This is a genomic window from Streptococcus sp. CF8-6 (assembly GCF_024295845.1).
In the GTDB taxonomy this organism is placed as follows: domain Bacteria; phylum Bacillota; class Bacilli; order Lactobacillales; family Streptococcaceae; genus Streptococcus; species Streptococcus oralis_BO.
This window is the reverse complement of record NZ_JANCOF010000001.1, coordinates 507,776-522,146: the sequence shown is the minus strand read 5'-3', so window position 1 is coordinate 522,146 and position 14,371 is coordinate 507,776. Positions and strand designations below refer to the sequence as shown.

The 14,371-nt window shown below is 43.3% G+C and carries 17 protein-coding genes, 1 pseudogene and 1 other annotated feature; of the genes and pseudogenes, 3 read left to right on the top strand and 15 right to left on the bottom strand.

Features of this window, described 5'->3' with window-relative positions:
* Nucleotides 1-77 precede the first annotated feature (77 nt).
* The 11 genes from trmFO to NML69_RS02480 all read right to left on the bottom strand — a co-directional run bounded on the left by trmFO (nucleotide 78) and on the right by NML69_RS02480 (nucleotide 10,016).
* Nucleotides 78-1,412, bottom strand: coding sequence for a methylenetetrahydrofolate--tRNA-(uracil(54)-C(5))-methyltransferase (FADH(2)-oxidizing) TrmFO (gene trmFO / locus NML69_RS02530; protein WP_254725212.1), 1,335 nt, complete (start codon nucleotides 1,410-1,412; stop codon nucleotides 78-80).
* A 185-nt stretch (nucleotides 1,413-1,597) separates the two neighbouring features.
* Entirely contained in the window at nucleotides 1,598-2,476 is an 879-nt protein-coding gene (gene rsmI, locus NML69_RS02525) for a 16S rRNA (cytidine(1402)-2'-O)-methyltransferase (protein ID WP_049550011.1), read from the bottom strand.
* Nucleotides 2,477-2,478: 2 nt separating this feature from the next.
* Nucleotides 2,479-2,796 carry a DNA replication initiation control protein YabA gene (yabA, locus tag NML69_RS02520; protein ID WP_000358229.1) on the bottom strand — a complete coding sequence of 106 codons (318 nt, stop codon included), beginning with the start codon at nucleotides 2,794-2,796 and terminating at the stop codon, nucleotides 2,479-2,481.
* 36 nt (nucleotides 2,797-2,832) lie between these two features.
* A complete protein-coding gene (locus NML69_RS02515; protein ID WP_254725211.1) occupies nucleotides 2,833-3,723 on the bottom strand; it encodes a DNA polymerase III subunit delta' in 891 nt (296 codons plus the stop codon).
* The gene (tmk, locus tag NML69_RS02510; protein WP_096407625.1) at nucleotides 3,720-4,358 is read right to left on the bottom strand and encodes a dTMP kinase; all 639 of its coding nucleotides are present in this window, start codon (nucleotides 4,356-4,358) and stop codon (nucleotides 3,720-3,722) included. Before tmk ends, NML69_RS02515 begins: the two co-directional genes overlap by 4 nt.
* Before the next feature lie 120 nt (nucleotides 4,359-4,478).
* The gene (gene proC / locus NML69_RS02505) at nucleotides 4,479-5,276 is read right to left on the bottom strand and encodes a pyrroline-5-carboxylate reductase (protein WP_254725210.1); all 798 of its coding nucleotides are present in this window, start codon (nucleotides 5,274-5,276) and stop codon (nucleotides 4,479-4,481) included.
* 3 nt (nucleotides 5,277-5,279) lie between these two features.
* On the bottom strand, nucleotides 5,280-6,542 hold the full coding sequence (locus tag NML69_RS02500) for a glutamate-5-semialdehyde dehydrogenase (protein WP_254725209.1): 1,263 nt from the start codon (nucleotides 6,540-6,542) through the stop codon (nucleotides 5,280-5,282).
* A 9-nt stretch (nucleotides 6,543-6,551) separates the two neighbouring features.
* Nucleotides 6,552-7,661, bottom strand: a complete 1,110-nt coding sequence (gene proB, locus NML69_RS02495) for a glutamate 5-kinase (protein ID WP_254725208.1) — start codon at nucleotides 7,659-7,661, stop codon at nucleotides 6,552-6,554.
* Nucleotides 7,662-7,760: 99 nt separating this feature from the next.
* Nucleotides 7,761-8,660: an RluA family pseudouridine synthase gene (locus NML69_RS02490; RefSeq protein ID WP_254725207.1), complete on the bottom strand. Its 900-nt coding sequence runs from the start codon at nucleotides 8,658-8,660 to the stop codon at nucleotides 7,761-7,763.
* A complete protein-coding gene (gene lspA, locus NML69_RS02485) occupies nucleotides 8,644-9,111 on the bottom strand; it encodes a signal peptidase II (protein ID WP_125456935.1) in 468 nt (155 codons plus the stop codon). Before lspA ends, NML69_RS02490 begins: the two co-directional genes overlap by 17 nt.
* On the bottom strand, nucleotides 9,108-10,016 hold the full coding sequence (locus NML69_RS02480; protein ID WP_001025717.1) for a LysR family transcriptional regulator: 909 nt from the start codon (nucleotides 10,014-10,016) through the stop codon (nucleotides 9,108-9,110). The genes lspA and NML69_RS02480 overlap by 4 nt, the downstream gene beginning before the upstream one ends.
* On the opposite strand from NML69_RS02480, the pseudogene NML69_RS02475 reads away from it, so the two are divergent.
* Nucleotides 10,009-10,083: pseudogene (locus NML69_RS02475) on the top strand (AraC family transcriptional regulator); the annotation flags it as partial. The gene NML69_RS02480 and the pseudogene NML69_RS02475 overlap by 8 nt on opposite strands.
* A gap of 166 nt (nucleotides 10,084-10,249) precedes the next feature.
* On the opposite strand, the gene rpmA reads toward NML69_RS02475, so the two are convergent.
* The 4 genes from rpmA to NML69_RS02455 all read right to left on the bottom strand — a co-directional run bounded on the left by rpmA (nucleotide 10,250) and on the right by NML69_RS02455 (nucleotide 12,140).
* The gene (rpmA, locus tag NML69_RS02470) at nucleotides 10,250-10,543 is read right to left on the bottom strand and encodes a 50S ribosomal protein L27 (RefSeq protein WP_000916509.1); all 294 of its coding nucleotides are present in this window, start codon (nucleotides 10,541-10,543) and stop codon (nucleotides 10,250-10,252) included.
* Nucleotides 10,544-10,559: 16 nt separating this feature from the next.
* Nucleotides 10,560-10,904, bottom strand: a complete 345-nt coding sequence (locus tag NML69_RS02465) for a ribosomal-processing cysteine protease Prp (protein WP_000613697.1) — start codon at nucleotides 10,902-10,904, stop codon at nucleotides 10,560-10,562.
* A 15-nt stretch (nucleotides 10,905-10,919) separates the two neighbouring features.
* On the bottom strand, nucleotides 10,920-11,234 hold the full coding sequence (rplU, locus tag NML69_RS02460) for a 50S ribosomal protein L21 (protein ID WP_061813524.1): 315 nt from the start codon (nucleotides 11,232-11,234) through the stop codon (nucleotides 10,920-10,922).
* 34 nt (nucleotides 11,235-11,268) lie between these two features.
* Nucleotides 11,269-11,389 (bottom strand) — a sequence feature (ribosomal protein L21 leader region).
* Between the two features lie 64 nt (nucleotides 11,390-11,453).
* Entirely contained in the window at nucleotides 11,454-12,140 is a 687-nt protein-coding gene (locus tag NML69_RS02455) for a YoaK family protein (protein ID WP_254725206.1), read from the bottom strand.
* A 156-nt stretch (nucleotides 12,141-12,296) separates the two neighbouring features.
* Between NML69_RS02455 and NML69_RS02450 the strand changes: the two genes are divergently transcribed.
* Complete coding sequence (locus NML69_RS02450; RefSeq protein ID WP_254725205.1) at nucleotides 12,297-13,274, top strand: Gfo/Idh/MocA family protein; 978 nt, start codon at nucleotides 12,297-12,299, stop codon at nucleotides 13,272-13,274.
* On the top strand, nucleotides 13,271-14,353 hold the full coding sequence (locus NML69_RS02445) for a DEAD/DEAH box helicase (RefSeq protein ID WP_254725204.1): 1,083 nt from the start codon (nucleotides 13,271-13,273) through the stop codon (nucleotides 14,351-14,353). The genes NML69_RS02450 and NML69_RS02445 overlap by 4 nt, the downstream gene beginning before the upstream one ends.
* Nucleotides 14,354-14,371 lie beyond the last annotated feature (18 nt).

The following is a 14,371-nucleotide window of genomic DNA, read 5'->3' as shown; positions in this document are numbered from 1 at the left end:
TCTCCTTTTTTTATCCTACCTATTTTATCACAATTTCTAAGATTTTTATAGTATCATGAGCAATTCTTTCAAAAAAATTAAACCGTTAAAAATTCCTCTAAGTCGCTAAGAGCACGCTCTGCAATTTTTTCATAACGAGCTTTTTTATCACGGATACGCTCGCCTTCCAATTCCTTGATAATCCCAAAATTGACATTCATTGGTTGGAAATGTTTGCTGTCCGCATGGGTGATGTAATGAGCCAGACTTCCAATCGCTGTGGTCTCTGGGAAGATAGCTTCACTTTCACCCTTGAAGAGTCGAGCCGCGTTAATACCTGCAACTAATCCTGAGGCTGCTGACTCAACATAGCCTTCCACACCCGTCATTTGACCAGCAAAGAAGAGGTTGGGTTGTTTCTTAGAACGATAAGTCTGTTCAAGAAGATTTGGTGAATCCATGTAAGAATTGCGGTGCATGACCCCATAACGGACAAACTCAGCATTTTCAAGACCTGGAATCATTTGGAAAACACGCTTTTGCTCCCCCCATTTGAGGTGGGTTTGGAAACCAACGATATTGTAGAGGCTACCAGCCGCATTGTCCTGACGAAGTTGAACAACTGCATAAGGGGTTTTAAATTCGCCATCACGAGGTCCTGTGTAGTCGTCTGGATACTCCAAACCGACTGGCTTCATCGGACCATAAAGCATGGTTTTAATGCCACGCTTAGCCATGACTTCGATAGGCATACAACCTTCAAAGTACTTTTCTTTTTCAAAGGAATTGAGCAGTGCTTCTTCCGCATTGACCAAGGCTTCATGGAAATCCATAAACTCTTGCTTGGTCATTGGAGCATTGAGGTAGGCCGCCTCTCCCTTGTCATAACGAGACTTGAGATAGACCTTGCTCATATCAATGGTGTTGACATCGATAATCGGCGCCGCTGCGTCGTAGAAATAGAAACCATCGCCGTCATTAAGGGCATGAATCTTTTCAGCTAGGGCATCGCTGGTTAAAGGACCAGTAGCGACAACTGTAATAACATCGGTCGGCAATTCTGTAATTTCATCACGAACCACCTCAATCAAGGGGTGGTTGGCCACTTTCTCAGTCACCATTTGGGAGAAACCGTCACGGTCCACCGCAAGGGCACCGCCCGCAGGAACACGTGTAGCTTCAGCAGATTCCAAGATAACAGAACCCAAGCGACGCATTTCTTCCTTGAGAAGCCCGACAGCATTTGTCAAAGCATCCCCTCGTAAGGAATTGGAACAAACCAATTCAGCAAAATTGTCTGTTTTGTGCTGAGGTGTTGACTTGACACCACGCATTTCATAGAGTTTAACTGGAATACCACGTTCTGCGATTTGGTAGGCAGCTTCAGACCCCGCTAAACCTGCTCCGATAACATTGATATAAGATTGAGACATGACACTAATACCTCTTTGGGAGTGTGAAGACAAGATTCACATTGAAAAAGCCAACTAAACTTACGAGATTACGAGTTTCTAGGCTCAGGCTGAAAAAGTCCCCCGGACTTTTTCACTCCCACAAATCTTTCTAATTTTTCTTTTACTAGTATAACAAAAAAAGGGAAGAAGGCAAACTTCCCTGTTTAGGCATTTTCTTGATTTTCTTCCCAATCGTGGTAGGAAGCGTAGAGCTGACTTTTATTCCACTGGTAGAGTTTCGCAACTTCCTTAATGGCTTGATTTTTCTTCATGCCTTGCTGGATACGGGTTTGGATTTCTGAAAACAAGTCCTCCTCGTCCTTTTTCTCCACATCCTGACTGGCACCTTCAACGATGAGAAGGCATTCGCCCTTGAGTGGCGTTTCAGCGATGCTTTCTAGCAATTCAGGGATCTTTCCTCGTTGGTATTCTTCATAGATTTTGGTCAATTCTCTAACCAAGACTACCGAGCGGTCACCGTAGACTTCTAGCATATTTTCTAACGTATCCGCTACACGGTGGGGTGATTCATAGAAAATCTGAGTTTCTGGGTAATCTTTTTTTAAGTCGAAAAATTGCTTTTGCTGGCCTGATTTTCTCGGTAAGAAACCGTAAAAGATATGTGGCTGTGGCGCTAGGCCACTGGCAATCAAGGCAGAAATCCCTGCAGAGGCACCTGGAACGGTAACAACTGCGATTTCTTCCTCAATAGCTGCCTTGACCAAATCATGACCAGGGTCTGAGATACTAGGCAGACCCGCATCAGATACCTGAGCAATACTTTGACCGGCCTTCAGGAAACTAATCAAATCAGGAATTTTTTCCTTGGCATTATGCTCGTGAAAACTGATCTGCTTAGTGGAAATATCAAAATGCTTGAGCAAAAGCCCTGTATTGCGTGTGTCCTCAGCAGCAATCCAATCCACCTCCTTCAGAGTCTGGATGGCACGAAAAGTCATGTCATCTAGATTGCCAATCGGCGTTGCTACTAGATAAAGCTTGCCATAGGGAGTTTGGCCCTTAAAACTTTTTTGAATCTGCATGCTTACTCCCTATATAACAACTCATCACAGAACATACATTCCTCGTCCTGCTCGCGACGTTGTCCATAAAAATCATTACATACGTGAAAACCGTCTTTATAGATTCGGCGGACACTTTCACGAACATGCTTAGCCTTGACGGGAGTATCTGCTTCCACCTCGCCCAAGCGTTCGCGCAACTTACTATTTTCCAATCGAAGAGCTGTATTTTCCTCTACCAGGCTCTTGAGATTTTTCTTGATGGCTTCCACATCGGCCAAGGTCACCAATAACTGTTGAGAAAAATCGTCCAGCGCGTCAAATAATTCTTTTTTATCCATAAACCAGCCCTTTCCTTTCTTTATCCTTCATTGAGTTTATATTTCTTTCAAGACCAGATATTCCATGGCATTTTGAAAGCTTACATTAGCTTGCCACATTTTTCTGGCTTCTACCAAATCTTGTAAAATCTGTCGCATCCTTGCTTGCAAGAGATCCTGCCCACAGAGAACTTCGAGGATTCGCAAGACCTGATCCTGCTTTTCCTTATCATCTGCCAAGCTGGCTAATTTAGCAACTTGCAGATAACTTTCTTTTTTCTTGGCTAATAACCAGGTCAGTAGGCGTTCGCTCTCATCCACCAAGGTCCAAAAACTTGCCTGATTGGCCAACTTTTCAGCTTCAATTCGCGATTGACTAAACTGGGCTAAGAGAGTCGCTTTTTTCTTAACTAGACCTGCTTGTTCTAATTGATGGATGAGCTTTTCTTCCTGCTTTTTAAAGTGGAAAATCTGAGTCCTACTACGGATAGTTGGCAACATCTTTTCCTCATCGCTGGTCAAGAAGAAAATGTAAACTTCACTCTGAGGTTCTTCGATGACCTTGAGCAGAGAATTGGCCGCGTTGGGGTGCATTTTCTCCGCCTGTTCGATAATAAAAACCTGTTGCTGGCTTTCAATACCTGCTTGGGAAAACTGACCCACCAATTCCCGAATTCGTTCTGTCTTGATGACCTGATTGACTGGCTTGATTAAAGTAACATCGGGAAATTCTTCCTGTTCAATCAGCTTACAGTTTCGGCATTTCTCACACGGCAAAACGCCTACTTTATCCGTACAAAAGAGGCTCTTAGCCAAAAACTGCGCCATTTCCAAGCTTCCAAAGAAACCTGAAAAGAGATAGGCATGATTGAGCTGATCTTGTTCTAGGATACGGACAAAGCGGTCAAACTGGTCTGGCTGCCAAGCTTTTAGTTGTTCTTGTTTCATTTATCCAAGCCCATTCTGTCAAACAAGACAGCCTTGGTCGTTTCCACAACTTGCTCCAAAGGAAGACTCGCATCAATCTTGACAATGCGATTTCCTTCTTTGTCCAGAAGAGAAAGGTAACCTTGACGAACTTTCTTGTGCAAGTCTAAGCCTTCCAAGTCCAACCGATTGACCTCGCGGTCACTATTAGCAGCAATGCGAGCCAGCCCTTCTTCCACCTCGATGTCAAAATAAAGTGTCAAATCAGGTTTAAGGCCATCTGTCGCAAAGTGATTGAGCCAATCAATGGCATCAATATCCAAGCCACGACCAAATCCCTGATAAGCAACAGAACTATCGATGAAGCGGTCCATAATGACCAACTTGCCAGCTTCAAGTGCTGGAAGAACTTTTTCCACCAAGTGCTGTCTACGACTGGCAATATAGAGAAGGAGTTCCGTTTTAGGATCCATCTGCGTATGACTTGGGTCCAAAATCACTTGACGAATCTTCTCCCCAATCAAGACTCCACCTGGCTCACGGGTCGTCAGCACCTCTACTCCTTTTTCCTCTAAAATTGGTAGCAGAGCCTCTAAAACACTGGTCTTTCCTGCTCCCTCTGGTCCCTCAAGAGAGACTAAAAATCCTTTTGACATGTCTAACTCATTTCTTTTTTTCTACCTTCTATTCTATCAAAAAAATAGATTTTTGTGACAATCTTTTTGTGTCTTCTCCATTCAATCGACCATAAAAGAGGCTGGGAGTCATCCAACCTCTTATTTACCTAGTTCTTGTGTTCGTTTATAAGCTTGCTGAACTGCGTCCATGACGGTACCTCTAAAGGCATGTTCTTCCAGACTCGCTACACCCGCGATAGTCGAACCTCCTGGGCTGCAAACTTGGTCTTTCAAAACTCCAGGATGTTGCTGGCTTTCGAGGACCATTTGTCCAGCGCCGACTACTGTTTGGGCTGCCATTTTCAAGGCCATTTCTCGTGGCAATCCTGTCTGTACACCCGCATCTGCCAAAGCCTCGATAAAGAGATAGACAAAAGCTGGTCCACAACCTGCGAGACCTGTCGCCGCATCGATTAAGCCATCTCCCAGCTCAACCAAGAGACCGGCCTTGGCTAAAAGCTGACAAAAGAGCTCACTGTCCTCAGCACGACAATTTGCTGACATGGCATAACTAATCACTCCTTGGCCAATAGCCACTGGAGTATTGGGCATGATGCGAATAATCCGATGTTGACTTGACAGAAGACCCGCTAGTTTTTCCAAGGTCAATCCAGCTGCCATAGAAATCAAAAGAAGACTCTCTCGTTTTTCAAGGATGGTCTGGTATTGAGCAAGTAGTTCAGAAAACTGAGCAGGCTTAACTCCTAGAAAGATTACATCTGCTTCTGCAAAAATTTCTTCATTGCTGGAAGCCTGACCACCAAAGTCGGCAATAAAAGCATCTACTTTCGCTTGACTGCGATTGGCAAGGAGAAGGTCATCACCCGTCTTGGCCTGCAGGATAGCCTTAGCCAGACTAGCCCCCATATTCCCCAAACCGATAAATCCAATCTTCATCTCTTACTCCCTTATCTGTCCGTCACCAGTAACCACATACTTGTAGCTAGTCAACTCTTTCAAGCCCATTGGACCACGCGCGTGTAGTTTCTGAGTAGAAATCCCCATCTCACATCCAAGACCAAACTGGCCTCCATCAGTGAAACGTGTTGAAGCATTGACATAAACTGCTGCTGAGTCCACTTGATTTGTAAAGTAGGCTGCAGATTCGGCATTTTCTGTCACAATGGCATCCGAATGATGGGTACTGTGAGCTTCAATATGCCCAACCGCTTCTTCTAAACTACTCACAACCTTAACCGCTAGGATATAATCTAAAAACTCAGTGTCAAAATCTTGGGCCTCAGCTAATTGACCTGAAAGAAAGTGACTTGCTTTCTCATCAAAGCGGAATTGAATTGGTTCCAGTCCAGCTTCTTTTCGACTTGTAACCAGAACTTTCTCCAAGTGAGGAAGGAAATCCGCTGCCTTGTCTTCATGAACCAGCAAGACCTCCATGGCATTGCAGACAGAAGGACGGCTGGTTTTAGCATTGTTGATAATCGATAGAGCCTTGTCTTCGTCTGCATCCTTATCTACATAGACATGGACAATCCCAGTTCCTGTCTCGATAACAGGCACTATAGCATTTTCAACCACCGCATTGATCAAACCAGCCCCTCCACGAGGAATGAGAAGGTCTAGATAACCCTTGGCCTTCATCATGGCATAGCTACTTTCTCGACGGGTATCTTCTACTAGTTGAATCACATCTGGATGAATGGTAGTCGTCTCCAAGCCCTTCTTCAAGGCTGTGACAATAGCATGAGCAGTTTGGTAGGCGTCCTTACCACTACGAAGAACGACCGCATTTCCACTTTTAAGAGCCAAAGCAGCCGCGTCAGACGTCACATTTGGACGGCTTTCATAGATAATACCAATAACCCCCATGGCCACACGCTTCTTAGTAATAACCAAGCCATTTTCAAGCTGAGTTGTTTCTAGTACTTCACCAATAGGATCTGGTAAAGCAACCACTTCTCGAATCCCTCTTGCCATCGCTTGGATTCGACCCGCATCCAAATAAAGACGGTCTAGCATAACATCTGAAATTTTCCCCTTGGCAGTTGTCATATCAAGGGCATTGGCTTCTAGAATCTCCTCAGTAGCTACCAATAAGTGATCAGCCATGGCTAGCAAGGCTTGGTTTTTCACTACTTCACTAGCAGTATTGATTGATTTCTTAACAGCCTGTACCTGTTCAAATTGTTCTTGTGTACTTACCATCGTTCACCTCTAAAATTCTGTAAAGAGCAGCTGGATTTCGGGAGTGATGGAAATCCAGTCATCACGGTGAATCAAGACTCCCTTAGCTTTTTGAGAACGGAGCATATCTTCTAGGGCTGAGACACCAAATTGGACACGTCCCTTTCCAAGAGATTGACCGGTTTCTTTATCTGCTACTGTGACAATATCATGGTAAGAGAAGTTTCCTTCCACTTCTACCACGCCTGATAAAAGGAGACTTTTCCCGTTTTTTGAAAGTGCCTCTGCAGCTCCACCATCTACCCAAATCGTTCCCTGGCTTTGAGCATAGAAGGCCAGCCATTGTTTCTGGGTACGAAGTCCCTTCTCTTGCGCAACGAAGAAGGAACCATCCCTAGTTTCTTCAGCTGCCTCAATCAGTGCATCCGATTTCAAGGAGGAGCAAATATAGACTGGCACACCTGACTCCGTCGCAATAGTTGCAGCTTTGATTTTTGTCAGCATGCCCCCAGTTCCGTTTGAAGAACCTGCTCCACCAGCCATATCAATAATCTCACGATTGATAGTCTCGATTTTCTCCAAACGTTTGGCTGTTGGATTTGAGTTGGGATTTCCAGTATAGAGACCGTCCACATCCGTCAAGAGAACTAAAAGGTCTGCTTGGACCATCGCCGCTACCTGAGCACTTAGAGTGTCATTGTCCCCAACCTTGAGTTCGTCAATGACGACACTGTCATTTTCATTGATGATAGGAATGGCACCACGATGGAGCAATACAGACAAGGCCTGATGGGCATTTTTATAACGGCGCTTATCCACAAAATCATCCTGGGTCAGCAAGATTTGTGCAGAAACAATCTGGCGCATGAGGAGGTTGGTTGTATATTCCTCCAACAAAAGTCCTTGACCAACTGCAGCCGAAGCTTGTTTATCTGCAATCTTGGTTGGACGTTTTTTAAAACCCAAAGCTCCAAATCCAGCGGCAACTGCCCCAGATGACACTAAAATCAACTCATGTCCAGCCTCATGCAGCATAGCCAATTGCTGGGTAATTGCCTTTACTTTACTCCTTGATAAACTCCCGTCTTCATTTGTCAAGGAGGAAGTCCCTACCTTAAAGACGATTCGTTTGTACTTCATATTCTCACTCCGATTCTTCATATTTATCCATTATAACATGAATGCTTTAAAATAGAAAAGACTTGAAATAAAAAGGTTGAGACAGTCATCTCAACTCTTTTATCTATTCTCAGCTTTCCGCAATCTTTCCAGCGTTTCCTTAAAAATCTCTGGAATATCTGCTGTAAATTCCAAGGTTTCACCTGTTCTCGGATGGGTAAAGCCTAGAGTCTTAGCATGGAGAAATTGTCCATGTCCTTTCAAAGTCTTACGAGAACCATAGACTTCATCACCAGCGACTGGATGGCCAATATAAGCCATATGAACACGGATTTGGTGGGTACGTCCTGTTTCCAGTTCCAACTCTAGCAAACTATAATCTCCAAAGCGTTCCAAGACTTGAAAACGAGTCACTGCTGGCTTCCCTTTAGCAGTCACTGCCTGTTTCTTACGGTCTTTTTCACTCCGACCAATCGGCGCTTCAATGACACCACGATCATTGGGAAGATTGCCATGAACAATCGCCCAGTATTTGCGGAGAGACTTCTTGTCCTTGAGTTCTTGGGCAAGTGCCAAGTGAGCCTCATCATTCTTAGCAATCATAAGGAGACCAGACGTGTCCTTGTCGATGCGGTGAACGATTCCTGGACGCAGAACCCCATTGATACCCGACAAGTCCTTGATATGGTACATGAGGGCATTGACCAAGGTTCCACTGGTATGACCGGCGCTGGGATGAACCACCATACCTTGAGGTTTGTTAACAACGGCTACATCCTCATCTTGGTAGATGATCTCGAGCGGCAGATTCTCAGCCACATACTCTAAAACCTCTGGTTCTGGCACGTGATAAGTGACGACATCCCCCTCTTGGACAGTGTATTTGGCTTTCTTGGCTTGCCCATTCACCAAAACTTGTCCAGCCTTGATTTGTTCATTCGCGAGACTGCGTGACAATTCTGTCAGATCTGACAGAGCCTTGTCTAGACGTTGCCCACCAGTTTCAATTTTTATTTCCATTTACTTCCTCTTTAAGCATTGCAATCAATAGAATAATCACACCAACTGTCAAATAGCTGTCAGCAACATTGAAAATCGCAAAGTTGATAAAGTCTAGGTGAAACATATCCACCACAAAACCTTGACTCATTCTGTCAATAAAGTTGCCCAGACCTCCCGCTATTATCAAAGTCAGTCCGAAAACTAGCCAGAGAGAATCCTCCATGTGTTTATGTAAATACCAAATGGCTCCTACCATAACGACCAGTGTAATGACAGCAAATAACCACTGCTGATCTTGTAGCATGGAGAAGGCTGCCCCACGATTTTGCAGATAGGTCAAGCTAACGAGATTGGGGATCCACGAACGAACTTCACCCAGTGGAATCTGCTGGACAACATAGGCTTTAACCCACTGATCCAGCCCAATCAAAAGCAGTACAATGACTGCTACTATTCCTCTTTTTTTCATGATTTCCTCTTTTGATCAAAATATTCTTGCATGACTTCTACGAAAAGAGTCCCAGCTTGGCTAAGCTCCACTTCTTCCCGTTTGACATAGACCATGCGGTTATCTAGATTGTCCTTGAGACGAATGACTGTGATGCCATTAACACTGTCACTATCTAAAAACCCAGATCCAGTCGCATAAGCATCCGTCCGCTCCAAAATACCGTTCAAAGTAGCACGGTCAGTCACATTGAACATCTGGGAGCTCGCGCTGGTGTCGACAAAGTTCTCTGAATAGTATAGATACTCATCCTTTTCCTGAGTAAAACGAACTGTTGGTAAATCCGCTAAATCCTCCATGACCAATTCCTCTTTCTGTGCTAAAGGATGGCCTTCACGAAGATAAATGTGAGTCTGGAAAGGAATTAGTTCAATAACTTCCAAGCCTAGCTTTTCAACCCGTTGCATGATGCCCTTTTTATTTTGGTTGTTGAGGTAGATAATCCCAATCTCACTATGTCCTTGGGCTACTTCGTCTAAAATTTGAACTGTGGTAGACTCAAAAATACGAAAGTTCTTATAATCAGGATAACGTTCTGAAAAAGCCGTAATCGTTGGTGGCAAGAAGTCATAGTGCTGACTGGCAATGGAAAATTCATCCTTCTCTTCCTCAGGATTGGCATACTGATTTTGAAAAACATCAAAGCCTTTGACTAATTCTTGCGCTTTTTCATAAAATTCCATTCCACGCCGGGTCAAAAACGTTCCCGAACTCGTCCGACGGAAAATCTTAAAACCCAGCTCTTTTTCCAAATCGCGCACAGAAATAGACAGACTTGGCTGGCTTACATACATCTTTTCAGCAGCTTCACGGAAAGTACCACTATTGGCAATGGCCACAACATAGCGTAATTGTTGAATGTTCATCTTTTACCCCCAACTTCTCTATCTGTTCATTATACCATATTTCAGAATTTTTCCAAAAAAGAAAAAAGTACCCATCGCAAGTTTAAATCTAACTATTCTCTATTAAATTCAAAATGGGTATCAAAACAAAAAAATAGGCTCTCCGAAAACTCGGAAAGCCTTATTTTATGCTAGTTTTAGCTTCCTCGCCTTTTCATTTTAAGGCTCGGGATAAAAAGGTTCACTGGACCTTTTTATTTTGCGATTGGGTAAACAGAAACCTGCTTCTTATCGCGACCTTTACGTTCAAAGCGTACTACGCCTTCAACTTTAGCGAACAAAGTATCGTCTCCACCACGTCCAACGTTTACACCTGGGTAGATGTGTGTACCACGTTGACGGTAAAGGATTGATCCACCTGTTACAGTTTGTCCATCAGCTGCTTTAGCTCCAAGACGTTTCGCTTGTGAATCACGTCCGTTTGATGTAGAACCTCCACCTTTTTTGTGGGCGAAAAGTTGCAAGTTGTTAAGAGTCATTTTTAACATAATGTTTTCCTCCGTGTTAGTTTTCTGTGATAACTCTGGTTTGGACGAACTCAGAAGAGTTCTCCGATAAGTTTGCCATACCTAAGAAAAATGATTCGAAGAATAACTGGGTCATTTCTCTCTGGTGTGAAGGAAGATCCGCTGGTATTTCAACCTTTAGATAGCCACCTTCATCTTCGTTTAATTCTAAGATTGGTTCATAGCCTGCAAACTTCTCAATGGAATTGATAAAGTTAATGGCAAGCGTAGAAACCGATGCACACACGACATCTAAGCCGTATTCGCCACTTTCGGCGTGTCCAGTAATTTCCGCACTCCTCAGCTCGCCATCTTCGGCTCTCTCAAAGACTGCTTGTATCATGTGTTCTCCTTAAAATTAAGCGTTGATCGCGTTGATGACAACTTTTGTATATGGTTGACGGTGACCTTGTTTGCGGTGGCTACCTTTTTTAGGTTTGTACTTGTAAGTAACAACTTTCTTTTGTTTTCCTTGTTTTTCAACAGTTCCAACTACAGTAGCTCCAACAACAAGTGGAGTTCCGACAACAGTGTTTTCACCACCAACAAGAACAACTTCGTTAAAAGTAACTTCTTGACCAGCTTCAACGTTCAATTTTTCAACGTAAACTGCTTGACCAACTTCAACTTTAACTTGTTTTCCGCCAGTTTTGATAATTGCGTATGTGCTCATTATGCACCTCCTATGATTTTTAGGGTTTCCCCGTATTTTTGTGAAGACTCGCCTAGCATCGTGGGACGAACCACTTAAAAGAAGAGCTCTAAGTATAACAAAGTTTAAATTTTGTATACGACGAGCAAACGATGTTCGTGCGGTTGCACAGGATTGTGCATAGTCAACTCTTCAAGTATAGCATATCTTCTTTCTTCTTACAAGTGAAATCAATTAAAATTAAGCTTTTTCTTTCCCTTTTTTTCTCCAAGAAGCAAAAAGCATGCTGAAGTAAAAGATACTCATCATAAGAGGAACACCTAAAATTGTCTTCTCCTGATAGTAAATCGTCAAATAAGCTGAAAAAACAACTCCGAAGGCAAAACTGCTGAGCAAGCTAACAAAAATCAAGCCCTCTCGTAGGAAAGGTGTATGCTTGGTCCGGAAATAATCTCCAAAAGCCAACATGGTACGTTTGATATTCCCTGTCATAAAAGCATTATTATAGGCAATACCAGACACTTCTCCAAAAGCAGTTGTCACTAGTCCCATACAGAAGGCCAAGGGCGGTACGAGATAGATATTATCAACCGTTTGCGGCACAAAGCCAATAATTAAAGACAGGACTGCAAGAGGAATCAAGGACAAAATCGGCTTTTTAACAATTCGTAGTTTTTCCTTATACAATGTCAGAAAAAAGACACCCATCATAAAGAAAAGCAAGGTCATTACTTTAGCACTAGCATCCGATACATTCTGCTGAATGAGTCCTACAGAAAGAAAGACGACATTCCCTGTTTGTCCAGCCACAAGGGTGTTCCCTCGAACGATAAAGGTATAGGCATCGACATATCCTGCACAAAAAGTCAAAAAAAGCGCTAGTCTCTTAGACTGACGAGATATTTTTCTTATTGGCAATAATCTCATTTTCACTCCCATTTCAGTTTCATTTACTCATTTCAATATTGTACCACTTTCTTTGAGAAAAGCGTAGTCCATTTGAAAATTTTTACCATCTGTTGGATAGTCTTTCTTTTCTATGTTATAATGAAGGAAGGATTTGAAGTCGGAAAAGGAGTATTTATGCTTAAATTAGGTGTCATCGGAACAAGCGCTATCAGTCATCATTTCATAGAGGCAGCACATACCAGTGAAGAATACCAGCTGGTTGCTGTCTACTCTAGAAAGTTAGAAACTGCCGCAACCTTTGCTTCTTGTTATCAAGATATCCAACTCTTTGATCAATTAGAAGACTTCTTTAAGTCTTCCTTTGATGTGGTCTATATCGCCAGTCCAAACTCCTTGCATTTTGTTCAAGCCAAGGCTGCCTTGTCTGCTGGTAAGCACGTCATTCTTGAAAAGCCAGCTGTCACGCAGCCACAAGAGTGGCTGGATTTGAGACAGACAGCTGAGAAAAATCACTGTTTTATCTTTGAGGCGGCTCGTAATTACCACGAGAAAGCTTTTACCACTATCAAAAACTTTTTAGCAGACAAGCAAGTGTTGGGAGCTGATTTCAATTATGCTAAGTATTCATCCAAGATGCCGAACTTGTTAGATGGGCAGACGCCAAATGTCTTTTCAGATCGTTTTGCTGGTGGAGCCCTTATGGACTTGGGGATTTATCCTCTCTATGCTGCCGTTCGCCTCTTTGGAAAGGCTCAAGACGCGATTTATCAAGCTCAACAGCTTGACAATAGCATTGACCTAAATGGAGACGGTATCCTCTTCTACCCTGACTTTCAAGTTCATATCAAAGCTGGGAAAAACATCACTTCCAATCTTCCTTGTGAGATTTACACAGCAGATGGAACCTTGACCCTTAACACGATTGAACATGTCCGCTCAGCTATTTTTAGCGACCACCAAGGAAATCAAGTTCAACTCCCTATCCAACAGGCTCCTCATACGATGACTGAGGAAGTTGCTGCGTTTGCTCAGATGATCCAGCAACCAGACCAGACGATCTACCAGACTTGGCTGGATGATGCAAGCTCTATTCATGAGCTACTATATACTATGCGCCAGACTGCTGGCATTAGATTTGAGGCAGAAAAATGAAAACCAAACTACCGACTGAATGGCAGGAATTGAGTGACCAACTCGGTTTCCAAGGATTTACCCCCATTCAAACTCAACTATTTGAGCCTATACTTGCTGGAGAAAACCTCCTAGGAGTGAGCCCAACAGGAACTGGTAAGACCCTAGCTTACCTCCTACCAAGCCTTCTCAGACTACAAAAGAAAAAAGCCCAGCAACTCTTGATTCTAGCACCAAATACGGAACTTGCTGGACAGATTTTTGATGTATGTAAAACGTGGTCAGAGGCTATCGGCTTAACTGCTCAGCTCTTCTTATCAGGTTCGAGTCAGAAACGCCAGATTGAACGACTCAAAAAAGGACCAGAAATTCTGATTGGAACCCCTGGCCGTATCTTTGAGTTGATTAAATTAAAAAAAATCAAGATGATGAATGTGGAAACCATCATCCTGGATGAATTTGACCAATTACTCGATGATTCTCAGATTCACTTTGTTGAGAAAATCACTCACTACGCACCTCGTGACCACCAACTCGTCTACATGAGTGCGACGACCAAGTTTGACCAAGAGAAGATTGCACCAAACACGCGCACCATTGATCTCTCTGATCAAAAACTGGACAACATCCAACACTTCTATATGCAGGTAGACCAACGTCACCGTGTGGATATGCTACGAAAACTAGCTCATGTTGAGGATTTCCGTGGTCTGGTCTTCTTTAACAGCTTGTCAGATCTTGGAAGTGCGGAGGAAAAACTACAGTATCGGGATATCTTAGCTGTTTCCCTCGCTAGCGATGTCAATGTAAAATATCGAAAAGTCATCTTAGAAAAGTTTAAAGATAAGCAACTAACCCTGCTCCTTGCAACTGACCTTCTGGCTCGTGGAATTGATATCGATAGCCTAGAATGCGTCGTAAACTTTGATATTCCTAGAGATATGGAAACCTATACCCACCGCGCTGGCCGTACAGGTCGCATGGGCAAAGAGGGCTATGTTATCACTCTGGTAACCCATCCTGAAGAACTGAAAAAACTCAAGAAATTCGCAAGTGTACGTGAAATTGTCCTAAAAAATCAAGAACTCTATATCAAATAAGGTTGGCATTCGCCAACC

What these genes read in the sequence shown, in the direction of transcription:
- trmFO (WP_254725212.1), bottom strand. Translation starts at nt 1,412, where the DNA reads ATGTCTCAATCTTATATCAATGTTATCGGAGCAGGTTTAGCGGGGTCT.
- NML69_RS02515 (WP_254725211.1), bottom strand. Translation starts at nt 3,723, where the DNA reads ATGAAACAAGAACAACTAAAAGCTTGGCAGCCAGACCAGTTTGACCGC.
- yabA (WP_000358229.1), bottom strand. Translation starts at nt 2,796, where the DNA reads ATGGATAAAAAAGAATTATTTGACGCGCTGGACGATTTTTCTCAACAG.
- NML69_RS02450 (WP_254725205.1), top strand. Translation starts at nt 12,297, where the DNA reads ATGCTTAAATTAGGTGTCATCGGAACAAGCGCTATCAGTCATCATTTC.
- NML69_RS02500 (WP_254725209.1), bottom strand. Translation starts at nt 6,542, where the DNA reads ATGGTAAGTACACAAGAACAATTTGAACAGGTACAGGCTGTTAAGAAA.
- proC (WP_254725210.1), bottom strand. Translation starts at nt 5,276, where the DNA reads ATGAAGATTGGATTTATCGGTTTGGGGAATATGGGGGCTAGTCTGGCT.
- rsmI (WP_049550011.1), bottom strand. Translation starts at nt 2,476, where the DNA reads ATGCAGATTCAAAAAAGTTTTAAGGGCCAAACTCCCTATGGCAAGCTT.
- rplU (WP_061813524.1), bottom strand. Translation starts at nt 11,234, where the DNA reads ATGAGCACATACGCAATTATCAAAACTGGCGGAAAACAAGTTAAAGTT.
- proB (WP_254725208.1), bottom strand. Translation starts at nt 7,661, where the DNA reads ATGAAGTACAAACGAATCGTCTTTAAGGTAGGGACTTCCTCCTTGACA.
- rpmA (WP_000916509.1), bottom strand. Translation starts at nt 10,543, where the DNA reads ATGTTAAAAATGACTCTTAACAACTTGCAACTTTTCGCCCACAAAAAA.
- tmk (WP_096407625.1), bottom strand. Translation starts at nt 4,358, where the DNA reads ATGTCAAAAGGATTTTTAGTCTCTCTTGAGGGACCAGAGGGAGCAGGA.
- NML69_RS02455 (WP_254725206.1), bottom strand. Translation starts at nt 12,140, where the DNA reads ATGAGATTATTGCCAATAAGAAAAATATCTCGTCAGTCTAAGAGACTA.
- NML69_RS02445 (WP_254725204.1), top strand. Translation starts at nt 13,271, where the DNA reads ATGAAAACCAAACTACCGACTGAATGGCAGGAATTGAGTGACCAACTC.
- NML69_RS02490 (WP_254725207.1), bottom strand. Translation starts at nt 8,660, where the DNA reads ATGGAAATAAAAATTGAAACTGGTGGGCAACGTCTAGACAAGGCTCTG.
- NML69_RS02480 (WP_001025717.1), bottom strand. Translation starts at nt 10,016, where the DNA reads ATGAACATTCAACAATTACGCTATGTTGTGGCCATTGCCAATAGTGGT.
- lspA (WP_125456935.1), bottom strand. Translation starts at nt 9,111, where the DNA reads ATGAAAAAAAGAGGAATAGTAGCAGTCATTGTACTGCTTTTGATTGGG.
- NML69_RS02465 (WP_000613697.1), bottom strand. Translation starts at nt 10,904, where the DNA reads ATGATACAAGCAGTCTTTGAGAGAGCCGAAGATGGCGAGCTGAGGAGT.